General features: G+C 64.3%; 6 protein-coding genes. 4 read left to right on the top strand and 2 right to left on the bottom strand.

The genetic code is table 11. The annotated features are described in order from the left end of the window. Nucleotides 1-3 precede the first annotated feature (3 nt). A complete protein-coding gene (dgcN, locus tag ISP20_RS17870; RefSeq protein WP_204637489.1) occupies nucleotides 4-1,047 on the bottom strand; it encodes an N-acetyltransferase DgcN in 1,044 nt (347 codons plus the stop codon). 304 nt (nucleotides 1,048-1,351) lie between these two features. Between dgcN and ISP20_RS17875 the strand changes: the two genes are divergently transcribed. From ISP20_RS17875 to ISP20_RS17890, 4 genes are all read left to right on the top strand, one after another. Continuing rightward, nucleotides 1,352-2,254: a LysR family transcriptional regulator gene (locus ISP20_RS17875; protein WP_204637490.1), complete on the top strand. Its 903-nt coding sequence runs from the start codon at nucleotides 1,352-1,354 to the stop codon at nucleotides 2,252-2,254. Nucleotides 2,255-2,311: 57 nt separating this feature from the next. Further along, a complete protein-coding gene (locus ISP20_RS17880; RefSeq protein ID WP_204637491.1) occupies nucleotides 2,312-3,019 on the top strand; it encodes a hypothetical protein in 708 nt (235 codons plus the stop codon). Nucleotides 3,020-3,606: 587 nt separating this feature from the next. Then, nucleotides 3,607-13,176: a YDG domain-containing protein gene (locus ISP20_RS17885; RefSeq protein ID WP_204637492.1), complete on the top strand. Its 9,570-nt coding sequence runs from the start codon at nucleotides 3,607-3,609 to the stop codon at nucleotides 13,174-13,176. A gap of 65 nt (nucleotides 13,177-13,241) precedes the next feature. Then, nucleotides 13,242-14,948, top strand: coding sequence for a ShlB/FhaC/HecB family hemolysin secretion/activation protein (locus ISP20_RS17890; RefSeq protein ID WP_204637493.1), 1,707 nt, complete (start codon nucleotides 13,242-13,244; stop codon nucleotides 14,946-14,948). Nucleotides 14,949-14,979: 31 nt separating this feature from the next. Here the strand turns inward: ISP20_RS17890 and ISP20_RS17895 are convergent, their stop codons facing one another. Then, nucleotides 14,980-15,912, bottom strand: a complete 933-nt coding sequence (locus tag ISP20_RS17895; RefSeq protein ID WP_204637494.1) for a TetR/AcrR family transcriptional regulator C-terminal domain-containing protein — start codon at nucleotides 15,910-15,912, stop codon at nucleotides 14,980-14,982. Nucleotides 15,913-15,936: the final 24 nt, after the last annotated feature.

Below are 15,936 nucleotides of genomic sequence, written 5' to 3' on the forward strand. Positions count from 1 at the left end.
GGCTCACGCAGGGAAGCAGGCGAGGAGATGGTCCGTGATGGATTCGACGCCCATGCTCACCGGGTCCTGGCACGGCAGTCCAAACCATGCGCCGATCCGCTCGCAGGTGGCCGCCGCTTCGTGTGCCTGCATGCGCGACGTGTTGAGCGCAATGCCGACCGGTTTGACGGTCGGGTTGGTCAGGCGTGCCGCGGCCAGATTGGCCTCCATGCAGGCCACCAGATCGGGCATCGGATAATCGGGCAGTCCGCGCATGTGGCGCCGCGGCGGTTCGTGGCACAGCACCAGCGCGTCAGGTTGCGAGCCGTGCAGCAAGCCGAGCGACACGCCAGCGAAGGACGGATGGAACAGCGAGCCCTGTCCTTCGATCAGATCCCACCCGTCATCGTCGCGCGCGGGCGAGATCGCTTCCGCCGCGCCGGAAACGAAATCCGCGACCACCGCATCGATCGGTATGCCCGAGCCGGCGATCAGGATGCCGGTCTGCCCCGTCGCGCGAAAATCCGCCGGACGGCCGCGCCGTCGCAACGATTGTTCCAGTGCAAGCGCCGTGTACATCTTGCCCACCGAGCAATCCGTGCCGACGGTAAGCAGGCGCCGTCCCAGACGCGGCTTGCCGGTGCCCACGGCGATGCCCGGCTGGGGTGCCCGTGCATCGAACAGCGTGAGTCCATTTCGCCGTGCCGCGGCCACGATCTCGGGCTGGTCGCGCAAGCGCTGATGCAGGCCCGACACGACATGCAGGCCGGCATCGAGCGCGGCGATGGCATCGGCGATGGTCTGCGCATCCATCACGCCGCCGGCATTGGCGGCGCCGATGACCATGCTGTGCGCGCCGCTGGCCCGGCCTTGCGCGATCGCAAGGTCGGGCAAACCCAAGCTCACCGTGCAATCGGGGCGGCGATGCTGGCCAAGGCACTGCGCCGGCCGCCAGTGCGCCAATCCGCGCGCCGTCTTGATGGAGAGCTCGTCGGTGGCGCTGCCCAGGTACAGCAGATACGGCGGATTTGCCCTGGCGCCTGCGGTTTCTTCGCCTTGCTCGGACATCGGCAATCGCTCCTTGTTTGCTGATGGTCTGCTGCGCGCTGGAATCGGGCGTGAAGTGCTTGCCGCTGCGCAGGCACGATAGCGTGCAAAGGCGTCCGGCACGGCCTGCCGCATGGCCCCGAGCATAGTCACGGCCCGTTGCGCGTCGCCAATGAAAAGATGGGCATATGGCATAACCGGCGGTTGTGGACGCCGTACGATCCGCGTACGGTGCCCTGGCGTGGTTGGGCGGTCTGTGCACAAGCGCCTCCCTCGGCACGCGTGACGCGAGCTATCGCCAGATGAGGTGGGAGGGGAACGGAACATGCGTCTCCGTTACATCGAGCTGTTCCATGCGGTCCTGAGCACGGGCAGTCTCACGGGAGCGGCCAACCTGTTGAACATCTCGCAGCCCGCCGCGAGCAAGGCCCTGCAGCAGGCCGAAAGCCACCTGGGCTTCCCGTTGTTCAGCCGCGTGCGGGGCCGCTTGCAACCGACCCAGCAGGCGCTGCTGATGCGCCACCAGATCGACAAGCTGATGCGCGATCTGTACGACCTGCGGCGCCTGGCCGGCAGCATCACGCGCCCGGAAAGTCAGCCGCTGCGCGTCACCTGCACGCCCACGCTGGCACAGGCCCTGGTGCCCGATGCGATCGTTCGATTGGGCAAGGCCTATCCCGAAACCGTGGTCGAGTTGTTCACCCAGCACTCGGCGGTGATGTGCGAATCGCTGATGCTGCGCGAAGCCGATATCGGCCTGACCCTGCAGGACGTCAGTCACCACGGTTTGTTGCAGGAGCCGCTGTGCCGCGCCGCGATCATGGCCGTGGCACCGCCCGGATGGTGGCCGAAACGCGAGCTGGAACGGCCGCTGTCGCTCAGTGCGCTGGCCGACCAGCCGATGATCGGCATCACCGTGCAGGACGCGCTGGGCGCCATGCTGCAAACCCACCTGTCGATGGTCAAGCCGGCACCACGCACCAGCGTCTGGGTGCAGACCTACCAGCTGGCGTGCTCGCTGGTCGCGCGGGGCGGCGGCGTGGCGCTGGTCGATCCGTTCACCGCGCAGTGCACCAAGGAACCGGTGCAGAAGCGTGCACTGAAACTGCAGATGGACGTTGTCCTGTATGCGGTCTACCGGCCGGACAGTCCACTGAACTGCGTGCAGCTGCGTTTCCTCGACTACGTGCGCCAGCTGGCGAAGGGCATGTTGGCCGGTGCCGCCTAGTTCGTTTCGGCTGGGATGAAGATGCAAGACCCGTTTCATGCATGGCTGGGAGGCCCTATGAAACAACTGATCGCGAGTGGTTTGCTGCTGGCAACGTTCGCTGCCGCGGCGCAGACCGATCTGCCGGCCGTCAAGGTCACGGCCCCGTATTCATCGATCCACGCCGGTTATCTGATCTCCGGCGATTTCAGGGTCGATCCACGCATGCCGTCGGTGGTGTATCCCGCGCAGGCGCTGGTGAAAGACGACATCCTCAGCATCGAGCCGGTGCACCTGCAGGACAACGAATACCTGGTACTGCAGGAGTGCGCCTCGGCGGATTGCCACGAAGCCTCGATCGTCCGCTATTGGAACTCGGACCATATCGGCGGCGACGATACGCGCCGCAACCGTGTGTGGATCACGCATGAGAACAAGTATTTCCTCTGGCTGAAGCGGTTGCCGGAAGTGTCGGGGCAGAGCTGCGGCCAGGGCTGGTTCAAGTCCGACGCCACCACCACGAAATGCGGCAGCCACTTCACCACCTTCCAGCAGATCAGCCCTCCGCTGATGCTGATACCCACTGGCGAACTGGCGGCCTATCACCAGGATGTCCTGAAACAGGCCGTCCTGACCGACCCCGAGCCCGTGATCAACCAGACCCACGAAGGTTCCACCTATGTGGTGACCTACGAGGGCGGCAGCACGGTGCGCGTGCGTCGCATGCATGCGGCGCAGGACGGCGGGCAGGAAGATCAGGCCTCCAAGGGTTCGCCAAAAAGCTGATCAAAGCGTCCATTCGACCTGAGCTCGCGTGCGCCGTATCTCGCCGTTGCGCCCCATCTCGCCTGATCGAAAAGTTGTTGCGGCAATCCGGCAATAACTTTCGAATCGGCGTGCGCGAGCATGCGAATTCCTCGGTAGGCCAAGGCTTCCGCGCTAACCTGAACAGGCATGGTGTGCAAGAGGGGTGGGGCAATCCGCCGCGGCTTCGGCACTTTTTTTGTGACGCAAGTCTTAATTACTATGAGAACTGGCCGACAAAGTAAGTCAGCCGACAGCAGGCAAACGTGGAGCTTTGCCCGCCGGTCAGTGCCATTGCGATCGCAGGGCGTGGACCGGCGAGGATCGGACAACAGGGGCGTCAGACCTATCAGAACCAGGGGGCAATGGCTGAAGTAACCGGCCATTGTTGAAAGAACCAACGTGAGTGCATCGACGCCTTCCGCAAATCCGCGGATGAGGCGGTGTGTGCGCGCACCTTGTGGACCGTGTGCGTGGTTCTCCCGTGTTTTTGTTCCCTGGCCTTTTTGGCCGGGTGGCGACCCTGTGTGTCCGGATCTCTCTTTCAGAAGAACAGGACGCACTTCGCTATGAACCATATCTATCGTCTGTGTTGGAACCGCACGCTCAAAGCCTGGGTTCCGGCATCGGAACTGGCCAACAACAGCGAGGGTGGCGCTCGCCGCCATGCGATCGGACCTCGTGTCCTGATGTTGTCCCTGCTCTCGGTCGCGCTAGGCACGACCGGACTCGCCCAGGCAGCCAATGCGCCGGGCGGCGGACAGGTGATTTCCGGCTCGGGCCAGATCCAGCAGTCCGGCAACGTCACCACCATCCAGCAGAACAGCCAGATGCTGTCGCTCAACTGGCAGAACTTCGACATCGGCAGCGGGCAGACGGTGAACTTCGTCCAGCCCGGCGCGAGTTCGATCGCGGTGAACCGCATCCTGGGCAACACCGCCAGCGAGATCGACGGTCACCTCAACGCGAATGGACAGGTCTGGCTGATCAATCCCAACGGGGTGCTGTTCGGCCAGAACGCACAGGTCAATGTGGGCGGCATCGTCGCCTCCACGCTCGACCTCGATGACAGCACCGCAGGTTCCGGCACTGTGCGTTTCGCCGGCAACGGTCGTGGCAAGGTGGTCAACCAGGGCAGCATCACCGCGGCGCCGGGTGGCTATGTCGCCCTGATCGGCAACGACGTCTCCAACCAGGGCGTGATCCGCGCGCAGCTGGGCACGGTGGCGCTGGCCGGCGGCACCGCGGTCACCCTGACCTTCAAAGACAACCACCTCATGCACCTGGTGGTGGACGAAAACACCGTGCAGAGCCTGGTGGAAAATCGTCAGCTGATCGTCGCCGATGGCGGCAACGTGCTGATGACCGCCGGTGCGCGCGCGTCGCTGGTGGCGAGCGTGGTGAACAACACCGGCACCGTGCAAGCGCACAGCGTGCAAGACCACGACGGCACCATCACCCTGCTTGGCGGCATGGAAGCGGGCACCGTGCAGGTAGGCGGCACCATCGATGCGAGCGCGCCGCAAGGTGGCGACGGCGGCAAGATCGAAACCTCGGCCGCGCATTTCCAGCTGGCGGGCGACGCCAACATCACCGCAGTGGCACCGCAGGGCAAGGCCGGCACCTGGTTGGTGGATCCCGCCGACCTGACCATCGACAGTGCCGCCGCCAACGCCATTTCGATGTCGCTCAACGGCGGCACCAGCGTCACCGAAACGACCTCCGGCTCCGACCAGTCGGCAGGCAATGGCGACATCAACGTCAACGCGGCCATCAACTGGAACAATGCGGCGGCCACGCTGGAGCTCGATGCGTTCCGCAACATCAACGTCAACGCCGCCGTGAGCGGCACGGGCGGCATCGTGATGAATGCCGCCAGCGGTACGTTGACCATCGGCAGCACAGGCGGTCTGTCGGCGGGCACCGGAGCCACCGTGCAAGCGGGCAAGTTCGTCAACAACGCCAACGCCGCCGCGGGCGCGCTGGGCAGTCGTTGGACGCTCTACAGCGTCGATCCCACGCTCAATACGCTCAATGGCCTGACCGCCAATTTCATCCAATACAACGCGACCTTGGGTGCCACGCTGGCCAGTGCCGGCAACGCGCTGGTCTACAGCATCGCGCCGACGCTGCAGATCAACAGCCTCACCGGCAGCACCAGCAAGGTCTATGACGGCGGCACGACCGCGCTGCTCAATGGCAGCAACTTCGCCAGCACCGGCCTGCTGGGCGGTGATGCCATCGTCTCGGCCACCGGCACCTATGCCTCCAGCGATGCGGCGTCCGGCATCAACGTGACGTCGCCGGCCAGCATGGCCAACTTCATGCTCGCCAACAACGGCGTGCAGGTGTTCGGCTATACGCTCATCGGTTCGCCGGTGAGCGCCAAGATCGGTCAGATCACACCGAAGCAGCTCACGGCGCAGATCGTCGGCAATCCGACCAAGGTCTACGACGGCACCACCACCGCGACGCTTTCTTCGTCCAATTACGAGATCGATGGCTTCGTCGGTACGCAGGGCGCCACGGTCAAGCAGCCGAGTTCGATCGCGTACGGCGGTTCCGACGCGGGCACGCAGGCGGTGAACGCCAGCTTCTCCGTCACCAACTTCACCGCCAACAGCGGTACCAATCTGTCCAACTACCTGTTGCCGACGACCGCCACCGGCATGGGCCTGATCACCCAGGCACCGCTGCTGGTGAGCGGGCTGCTGGCCAACAACAAGGTATACGACGGCACCAACGCCGACTCCATCGTGACGGGCGGCGCCAAACTGTTTGGCGTCATTGCGCCGGATGCGGGCCAGGTGACGCTCGATACCAGCGGCGTGGTTGGCGCGTTCCAGCAAACCGGCGTGGGCAATGGCCTCGGTGTGACCCTGAGCGGCTTCGCGCTGTCGGGTGGCAAGGCGAGCAACTACCAGCTGATTGCGCCGACCAACCTCACGGCCGATATCACGCCCAAGGCCTTGACCATCGATCAGGTCATCGCCAACAACAAGACCTACGACAACACCGCTTCGGCCACGCTCAACACCGCCAATGCCGTGCTCGACGGCGTCGTGGGCAGCGACAACGTCACGCTCAACAGTGCCGGCGCCAACGCTGCGTTCGGCCAGACCGACGCCGGCACCAACCTGACCGTGACGTCGAGCGGTTTTGCGCTGGCAGGCGGTGCTGCGGGCAACTACACGCTGATCCAGCCCACGCTGCTGGGCAACATCAACCCGGCGCTGCTGACCATCGGCATGATCGGTACGCCCGAGAAGACCTATGACGGCACCAACGCCGTCACCCTGGGTTCGGGCAACTTCAGCATCAGCGGCTTTATCGGCAACCAGAATGCCGTGGTGTCGCAGAGTTCGGCCAGCTATGCCACCGCCAATGCAGGCAGTGGGATCACGGTGACCGCGAGGTTGCAGCCGTCGGACTTCACGCCCGACAGCGGCACCTCGATGTCCAACTACACGTTTGCGCCGACCGTGGTCGGCAGCAATCTGGGCAAGATCGATCCGCTGCAGCTCAGTGGCTTGATCGTCAACAACCCGAGCAAGGTCTACGACGGTACGCCGGTTGCCGCGCTGGGCGCATCCAACCTCCAGCTCACCGGTTTCATACCGGGCCAGAGCATTACCGCCAACTTCAGCGGCACCGTCGCTGGCACCTACGACAATCCCAATGCCGGGGCACGCGGTATCACGGCCGGCGTATTGCCGGCGGCCGATTTCGCGGCGGGCAGCGGCACGCTGCTGTCCAACTACATCCTGCCCAGCATCTGGACTGGCTCGGGCAGCATCACGCCCGCGCCGTTGACCGGCGCGTTCGTGCTCAACGCCGGCATCGTCGATGCCAGCAAGGTGTACGACGGCACCACCGGCATCATTCTCAACAGTGCAAACTTCACCCTGAGCGGCTTCGTCAACAACGACAGCGCGGTGGTGAACGATGGCATCCACGCCAGCTTCGGTCAGAAGGACGTGGGCACCAACATCCCGCTGTCCGCACAGTTGGCGATCACCGACCTGACCGGCACCAACGGCACCACGCAGCAGGAACTGAGCAACTATCAGATCGTCAATCCGGTGCTGGGCGTGGGCAACATCACACCCAGGCAACTGCTGGTGTCGATCGTCGGCAACCCGACCAAGGTTTACAACGGCAGCACCGACGTTGCGCTCAACAGCAGCAACTTCCAGATCACTGGCTGGGCGACGGGCGAGGGCGGCTCGATCAATCCGAGCGCCACCTCCGGCTACGACGCACCCGACGCCGGTGCGCGGACGGTCTCGGCGGCACTGACCCCCGGCAACTACCTGGTGAACAGCGGCACCAGCCTGAGCAACTACAGCATCGCCAGCAGTGCGGTGGGTGCGGGCACGATCAATCAGGCGCCGTTGTTCATCACCGGCATCTTCGCCACCAATCGCTCGTACGACACCACCACCGCCGATAGCTTGAACATGGCCAACATCGGCCTGGCCGGCCTGGTCGATACCGACGCCGGCGATGCAAGCAAGGTGGCGCTGAATCTTTCCCAGGTCGCGGCCAACTTCACCCAGGCCAACGTGGGCAACGGCCTGACGGTGAATGCGACGGGCTTCCAGATCACCGGCAGCGAGTCGGCGAACTACCTTCTGCAGCCGGTCAACGGCCTGGTGGCCAACATCACCAGGGCCGTGCTCACGCTGAGCGGCGTGACCGCCAACGACAAGACCTATGACGGCAACACCAGCGCGTCGCTGAACATCGCGGGCAACGCGGCGTTGCACGGCGTGTTCGCGGGCGACACCGTGGGTTTCGACGGCAGCGCAGCGGGCGGCCAGTTCGTGACGGCCAACGCCGGCAACAACCTCGGTGTTGGCGTGAGCGGCTTCGCGCTCAATGGCGCCAGCTCCGGCAACTATCAGCTGACGCAGCCGCAGGGGCTTGCCGCCGACATCAATCCCAAGCAGTTGATCGCGACAATCATCGGCAGCCCGACCAAGGTCTACGACGGCACCGACTCGGCCACGCTGACCGCGGCCGACTATGACCTCGTGGGCTTCGTGGGCAGCGATGGCGCCAGCATTCCGCAGTCGGCCACGGCCAACTACGTCACCAAGAACGTCGGCACAGGCCTGGGCGTGGTGTCGACGCTGGTGACCTCGGACTTCCTCGCCAACAGCGGCACCAATCTCACCAACTATGTGCTGCCGACCACCGGCTCGGGCAACAACGGCATCATCCAGCCGAAGGTGATCAACCTCACCGGCACCCGTGTCTATGACGGGACCCTGGTCGCGGACGGTTCGCTGTTTGGCGTGCTGCAGGGTGTGAACGGCGAAACGCTGGGCGTCGCCGGCAGCGGTTCGCTGGCGACGAAGAATGTCGGCGAGCAGTGGTCGTTCACCAGCCTGGGTTCGCTCGCGCTGACCAATGGCGGCAACGGTGGCTTGGGCAGCAATTACACGCTGGCGGGCGGCATCGATTGGGTGACCATTACCCCGCGCCAGATCACGGCGTCCTTCCTGGCCAGTGACAAGACCTACGACGCAACCGTCAACGACGTGCTGAGCGGTGCCACGCTGGAAACGGCCAACGGCAACCGCGGCCTCATTGCGGGCGACGACGTCAGCTTGAACAACACCACGTCGGGGCACTTCAGCGACAAGAATGTCGGCACCGGCAAGACCGTCACCGGCGACATGTCCATCGGCGGCAATGACGCGGACAACTACGTCTTCACCAATGGCACTTCGTCGGCGACGATCAGCGCGCTGCATATCACGGTCAGCGCCACCGGCAAGGACAAAGTGTACGACGCCACGACAGCCGACGCGGGCGCCACCGTGCAGAGCGCGGGCGTGATCGGCGGCGATACGGTCAACTTCGGTTTCGGTTCGGCTACGTTCGACGATAAGAACGTGGCCAGCAACAAGACCGTCACCGTTACCGGCGTGAACAAGACCGGTGCCGACGCGGGCAATTACGTGGTCGACAACACCACGCTCACCACCACGGCTGCCATCACCCCGTATGTGGTCAATCTGAACGGCACGCGCGTTTATGACGGCACCACCACCGCCGATGCGAGCACCTTCAATGGCGGCGTGGTCAATGGCGTCAACGGCGAAACGTTGCAGCTCAGCGGCAGTTTCCAGCTCGGCCTCAAGGATGCGACCACGATCAGCTGGCATAACGGCCTAGGTATGTCGCTGGGCAATGGCAGCAATGGCGGCTTGTCGAGCAACTACACGCTGGACGGCGGTTTCGACGTTTACGACATTACCCAGCGCAGTCTTACCGCGAGTTTTGTAGCGAACGGTAAGACCTACGACGGCAACACGAATGCCGTGCTGGCCAATGCCTTGCTGGAGGCGGCCAACGGCAATCGCGGCCTGATCGCCGGCGACGACGTGACGCTGACCAATGCGACCGCCGGCACGTTCGACAACAAGAATGTCGGCACCAACAAGACCGTGACCGGCAACATGGGCATCAGCGGCGGCGATGCCGGCAACTACATCTTCACCAACGGCAGCGCGCTGGCCGATATCGGCAAACGGGCGCTGTCCGTGGGCGCGGCAGGCGCCACCAAGGTGTACGACGGCACGACTAACGATCCGGGCCTGACCTACACCAGCAATGCCATTGCTGGTGACAACCTCATCATTTCCAGCACCTCCATCGCGTTCACCGACAAGAACGTGGGCACTGGCAAGACCATCAACGTGGGCGGCATCGCCATCAACGGCACCGATGCCGGCAATTACGACCTGCAGAACAACAGCACCACGACCACGGCCAACATCACGCCATACACCATCGATCTGCATGCCAGCCGCGTCTACGACGGCAACATCGACGTCGCTTCGACGCTGTTTGGCAGCAGCGGTCTCCTCAATGGCGTCAACGGAGAGCAGCTGCTCCTCGTCGGCGACTCGAGCGTGGCCGACAAGAAGGTAGCCAACGGCAAGGTATTCAATGGCGCGGGCGATATGGCGCTCGATGGCGTCAACGGCTCGCTGGGAAGCAACTACCAGATCGGTTCGTCCACGCTGGACATCACTCCGCTGGCGATCACCGGCAGCATCGCGGCTGACAACAAGGTCTACGACGCCACCGCCGCGGCCGTCACCCACGGCAGCTTGAGCGGGGTGTTGGCTGGGGATACCGTCGGCTTCGACACCAGCGGCACGTTTAGCGACAAGAACGTCAACAATGGCAAGGTCGTGTCGCTGAGCAGTTCGCTCAACGGCGCCGACGCGGGCAACTACACCTATACCGCCAACACCACGACCACCGCCAACATCACGCCGCTGGCCATCACCGTGGCTGCCACGGTGGCCGACAAGGTGTACGACACGACCACGGGCGCCTTTGTCACGTCGTTGACCAGCAACGGTGTACTCGGCAGCGATGCGATCTCGTTCACGGCTGCCGCTGCCGATTTCAGCGACGCCAATGCGGCCGGCGGCAAGGACGTCACGGTCATCGGCATTGCCAAGAGCGGCACCGACGCCAACAACTACACCATCAATTCGACCGCGCTGACCCACGCCGCCATCACGCCTGTGGTGCTGGATCTGTCGGGCACTCGCGTCTATGACGGCACCACCGGCGCCGATGCGGGAGCGTTCGGCGCCAATGGCGTACTGACCGGCATTGCCGGCCAGACCATCAACCTGGTGGGCGGCGGACAGGTCAACGACAAGAACGTGGGCCAGAACAAGCTGCTCACCGGCCTGGGCACGCTTGCGCTGCAGGATGGCGGCAATGGTGGCCTGGCGCAGAACTACACCCTGATGGGTGGCAACGACTCGCTCACCATCACGCCGAAAGGCATCGATGTCACTGCCGCAGCGGCCAACAAGGTGTACGACACCACGGCCGGCGCCAGCGTGACCTCGCTGAGCAGCAGCGGGCTGATTGGCAACGACGACGTGAGCTTTGGCTTCGCCACGTCGAACTTCTCCGACGCCAATGCCGCCAACGGCAAGACGGTGACGGTGACCGGCCTGACGGCCAGCGGCGGAGATGCGGGCAACTACACGCTCAACAGCACCACCGCCACGACCTTTGCGAGCATCACGCCGTACGTGCTCGATCTCCACGGCACGCGCGTGTACGACGGCTCGCTGAACGCGGATGCCAGCCAGTTCGGCAACAACGGCGTGCTTGACGGCCTCAATGGCGAGACGCTGGATCTGAACGGAACAGGTCATGTGGGCGACAAGAATGTCGGCACCGGTAAAACGGTCGTCGACCTGGGCACGCTTGCGCTGTCCAATGGCGGCAACGGTGGCCTGGCAAGCAACTACCTGCTGGCGGGCGGTGTCGATCTGTTCGACATCACGCCGAAGACCGTTGCGGTAACGGCCACGGTGGCCAACAAGGTCTATGACACCACCACCGGTGCGACGGTGACCTCGCTGAGCAGCGCGGACGTACTGGCGGGCGATACGGTGAACTTCGGCTACGGCGCGTCGAACTTCGCCGATGCCAATGCCGCCCATGGCAAGACGGTGACAGTGAGGGGCCTCACCACCAGCGGTGCCGATGCGGGCAACTATGTGCTCGTCGGCACAACGACCACGACGCAGGCCGACATCACGCCCTACGTGCTCGACCTCAACGGCACGCGCGTGTACGACGCTACGGTGAACGCGAATGCCGGCCTGTTCGGCAACAACGGCGTGCTCTCCGGCCTCAACGGCGAGACGGTGAACCTGAGCGGCACCGGCCATGTGGGCAACAAGAACGTGGGCAGCAACAAGGTGTTCGCCGATCTGGGCACGCTCGCGCTTGCCGACGGCAGCAACGGCGGCCTCGCCGGCAACTACACGCTGAGCGGCGGTAGCGACCTGCTGAGCATTACGCCCAAGGCACTGGGCGCCGTCGCCGTGGCGAACGATCGCGTTTACGACGGCACCACCGTTGTCAGCCTCAGCGGGGCAGGTCTGGTGGGCCTGCTCAATGGCGATCAGGTGACGTTGAACAACGACACGCAGGGCACGTTGCAGGACAAGAACGTGGGCAGCGGCAAGGCTGTGACCACGGACATGACCATCGCTGGCGCCGATGCCGGCAACTACACGTTCACCACGGCCGCCGGCTTGACGGCGAACGTGACGCCCAAGCTGATCGGCGTGGCTGCGACCGCCGCCAACAAGGTGTACGACACCACCGCCGGCGCCACGGTGACCTCGCTCGGCAGCGCGGGCGTATTGGCGGGCGATACGGTGAGCTTTGCTTATGGCTCGGCGACCTTCTCCGATGCCAATGCCGCCACCGGCAAGACGGTAACGGTAGTGGGTCTTACCGCCGGCGGCGCCGATGCCGGCAACTACGCACTGAGCAGCACGAGTACGAGCACACAGGCCAACATCACGCCGTATGTGCTCAGCCTCACCGGTACGCGCGTGTACGACGGCACCGTGGCGGCGGATGCCGGCCTGTTCGGTCATGACGGCGTGCTCAGCGGCCTCCAGGGCCAAACGGTGAATCTGTCCGGTGCCGGCCATGTCGGCGACAAGAATGTGGGCAACCACAAGGCGTTCGCCGATCTGGGTTCGCTGGCGCTAGCCGACGGCGACAACGGTGGTCTGGCCAGTAACTACACGCTGGCTGGCGGCACCGACGTACTCAGCATCACGCCGATGGCCATCACGGTGACGGCGACCGGCAGCAACAAGATGTTCGACGGCAGCACGCGCGACCAGGTGATCCTGGGCAGCGGTGGCGTTCTCTCGGGCGATACGTTGCAGTTCGCCGATGGCGCCGCGAATTTCCAGAATCCCAACGTGGGCGATGGCAAGCCGGTGATGGTGACCGGCATCCAGCTCAGTGGCGCGGATGCCGCGAACTATACGTTGACCAGCACCACCGCCATGACCGATGCCGACATCACGGGCGCACGCCCCTCCGCGTTCGGCATAGGCGATGGTGTGCTTGCGCAACAGCAAAGCGTGCTGGGGCCATCCGAGTTGGCGACGCCTTACGGGCTGGCCGATCAGGACACCGTGGGCGCTCACACCGGCAACAAGAAGCGGCAGCATGAGCCGTTGGAGCGTAACCGCTCGCGTGACGACTTCACCTCGGGCATGGCGCTGCGAGTGGTCGACGGCGGCGTGCGCATGCCCGTGCAGGCTCTGCCGTGAGCGGCTGCAGCCACGCGTCGCGTCGCGGCGACTCCATGACATCCCAACTTCTCCAGATAAAGAACATGCCGACCAAGTCCCGTCCCGCAGCGCGTTCAGGCGCGCTCGCCTTTGCCATATCGCTCGCCTGCTCGGGTGCTGCCCACGCCCAGGCATTGCCAGGCATTCCCGCGCAGATCCCCAACGCAGGCTTGTTGATGCAGCAGGTGCCGCAACAGCCGTCGACCGTGCCACCGTCCGACCTGGACTTGCGCATGGCCCGTCCAACGAACGAGCACGCCAAGGATGCGCATGCGTTCCAGGTCAATGGCGTGCAGATCGAAGGCAATAGCTTGCTGCCTGCCGACAAGCTCCATGCGCTGGTGGCCGACAGCGAGGGCAAGCGGTTGACGCTGGACGATCTCGATACGCTTGCCGATCGCATCAGCACGGCCTATCTCAAGGCGGGCTATCCGCTGGTGCGCGTCTACGTGCCGGCGCAGACGCTCAAGGGCGGCGTCGTGACGATTGCCGTGGTCGAAGCCCGCTATGGCAAGGTGGTGCTGCAGAACAACAGCGCCGTCAGCGAGATCACGCTGCGTTCCGCACTCGCGGCGCTGCAGCCGGGCCAGCCTGTTTCCAACGCCACGCTGGAGCGCAGCCTGCTGCTGCTTTCGGATATTCCCGGCGCGCAGAGCAGTTCAGCCATCCGCCCGGGCGATCAGCCGGGCACCTCGGATCTGGTCGTCGATGTGAATTCCGCGCCGCGTTATACGGGTACGGTAGGCCTGGACGATTTCGGCAACGAGTACACGGGACGCGCGCGCGTCAGCGGCAGCTTCGACGTCAACGGCCTGCTGCATCGCGGCGACCTGCTCGACTTCAACGCGCTCAGTTCCGGCGGCGGCATGAACTATGTGCAGGGCGGCTATCGCTACCTGTTGGACGGGCAGGGCACGACCCTGCGTGCGGGCGTCTCGGCGCTGCACTATCACCTGGGCGACGATCTTTCGGCACTGGATGCCCATGGTTCGGCGCTGGTGGGCAGTGTCACGCTGACCCAGCCGTTCATTCGCAATACGGCGGGCAACCTGTACGGGCAGCTGGAATTCGATCACAAGCTGCTCAAGGACGACCTGGGTCTGGTGCAGATCGACAACGATCGCCAAGCCAATGTGTGGACGGCGTCGCTGGCGGGCGACCAGCGCGACAGCCATGGTGTGACCAACTTCAATGCCAGCGTTTCCCGCGGCAAAGTGGACTTTACCGACGATCTCGCCGAACTGATCGACACCATCACGTCGCAGACGCAGGGCTCCTACACCAAGTACAGCGTGTCGGTGTCGCGCCTGCAGCAGCTCGGCGCCAACGACGCGCTGTATGCCGGCTATACGCAACAATGGGCGAACAAGAACCTGGACACGTCCGAGCAGTTCTTCCTCGGCGGCGCCAACACCGTGCGCGGCTACGACACCGGCGCGGTTTCCGGGTCCGAAGGCAACCTGTTCACTGTCGAATACCGCCATGATTTCGGTTTCGCCGGCATCCCGGGCCGCTTCCAGGGCACGGTGTTTGCCGACACCGGCCGCGTGGAGGTCTACAAGAACCCCTTTTCCACCGGTGTGAACAGCGGTCGCCTGAGCAGCGCGGGCCTGGGCCTGCACTGGGCCGTTTCGGGTGACTGGGTTATCGCCGCATCCGCTGCCCACAAGATCGGCGCAACGCCTGACCTGCTGCAGAACGCCGATACCAAGACCCGCGTATGGGTGCAGGTGCAGAAGGGCTTCAACTAAGCGGGAATAAGCGAATACCGGGCCGCCGGGATCATGCCTGCATGGCACGACCCGGCTTCGCCCGCCGCCGGTCGATCGTTCCCGCAAAGCCATCCAGCAGCGTCTTGAGGCCGAACTCGAACAGTTCGTCCAACTTCAGATCGTAGCCACCCTTGAAATGACTGATCAAACGGGTGAACGCCGGATATTGTCCCGACGCAATAAGGCTTGAAAACGCGTTGGCCTGCGCGTCCATCCATGCCTCGTCAGACAAGCCCGTGCTCGCCTCTGCCTGCGCTTTGCGTTCGATATGGATGGCCAAACCATGCACGTAGCCGTAGAGCACGATATGCAGGTGCATGGTGGTGGCAGGATCGAGGCGGCAGGGTTCCAGTGCATCGAACACGACCTCGGCGTGCGCCATCAGATGGGGAAGCAGCAAGGGACGGGTCAGCGTATGGATATTCGCCAGCCATGGATGCCGGGTGTAGAGCTCCCATAAGATGCGTGCGCTGCACGTCAGCCGCTCCCGCCAGTTCAACGCGCCACGGGCTGGCGGCGCCAGTTCGCCAAAGGCGGCATCCGCCATCAAGAGAATCAGCGACTCTTTGCTGTCCACGAATCGGTACGGCGACATGGTGGCCACACCCAGCCTTGCAGCGATGCCCCGCATCGTTATGGCGCTGAGCCCTTCGCGATCGGCGATCTCGATGGCTGTTTGAACGACGCGCTCGCGCGTGAGCTCCTGCTCGGAGGCGGGCTGATTCGGCTGCCGCTGCTTCGGCGCCGCTTGGACCGGCGTAGCCACCGTGGTGCCGCTACGCGCGTGTGCCACGATCCACCCTTCATGACGCAACAACGTAAGCGCCTTGGTGGCGGTGGCCAGAGCCACGTTCCATTCGCGCGCGAGCTGTCGGGTCGACGACAACCGGTCACCCGGACGCAACGCTCCGTCGGCCATCTTCGACTTGAGCGCCGCCGCCATGAGCAAATACGGAGGTGGGTCCTT

The sequence above is a fragment of the Dyella kyungheensis genome (assembly GCF_016905005.1).
Classification (GTDB): domain Bacteria; phylum Pseudomonadota; class Gammaproteobacteria; order Xanthomonadales; family Rhodanobacteraceae; genus Dyella; species Dyella kyungheensis.

Bases quoted from the DNA above. Each gene is read 5' to 3' on its own strand.
- dgcN (WP_204637489.1), bottom strand. From the start codon at position 1,047: ATGTCCGAGCAAGGCGAAGAAACCGCAGGCGCCAGGGCAAATCCGCCG.
- ISP20_RS17875 (WP_204637490.1), top strand. From the start codon at position 1,352: ATGCGTCTCCGTTACATCGAGCTGTTCCATGCGGTCCTGAGCACGGGC.
- ISP20_RS17880 (WP_204637491.1), top strand. From the start codon at position 2,312: ATGAAACAACTGATCGCGAGTGGTTTGCTGCTGGCAACGTTCGCTGCC.
- ISP20_RS17885 (WP_204637492.1), top strand. From the start codon at position 3,607: ATGAACCATATCTATCGTCTGTGTTGGAACCGCACGCTCAAAGCCTGG.
- ISP20_RS17890 (WP_204637493.1), top strand. From the start codon at position 13,242: ATGCCGACCAAGTCCCGTCCCGCAGCGCGTTCAGGCGCGCTCGCCTTT.
- ISP20_RS17895 (WP_204637494.1), bottom strand. From the start codon at position 15,912: ATGGCGGCGGCGCTCAAGTCGAAGATGGCCGACGGAGCGTTGCGTCCG.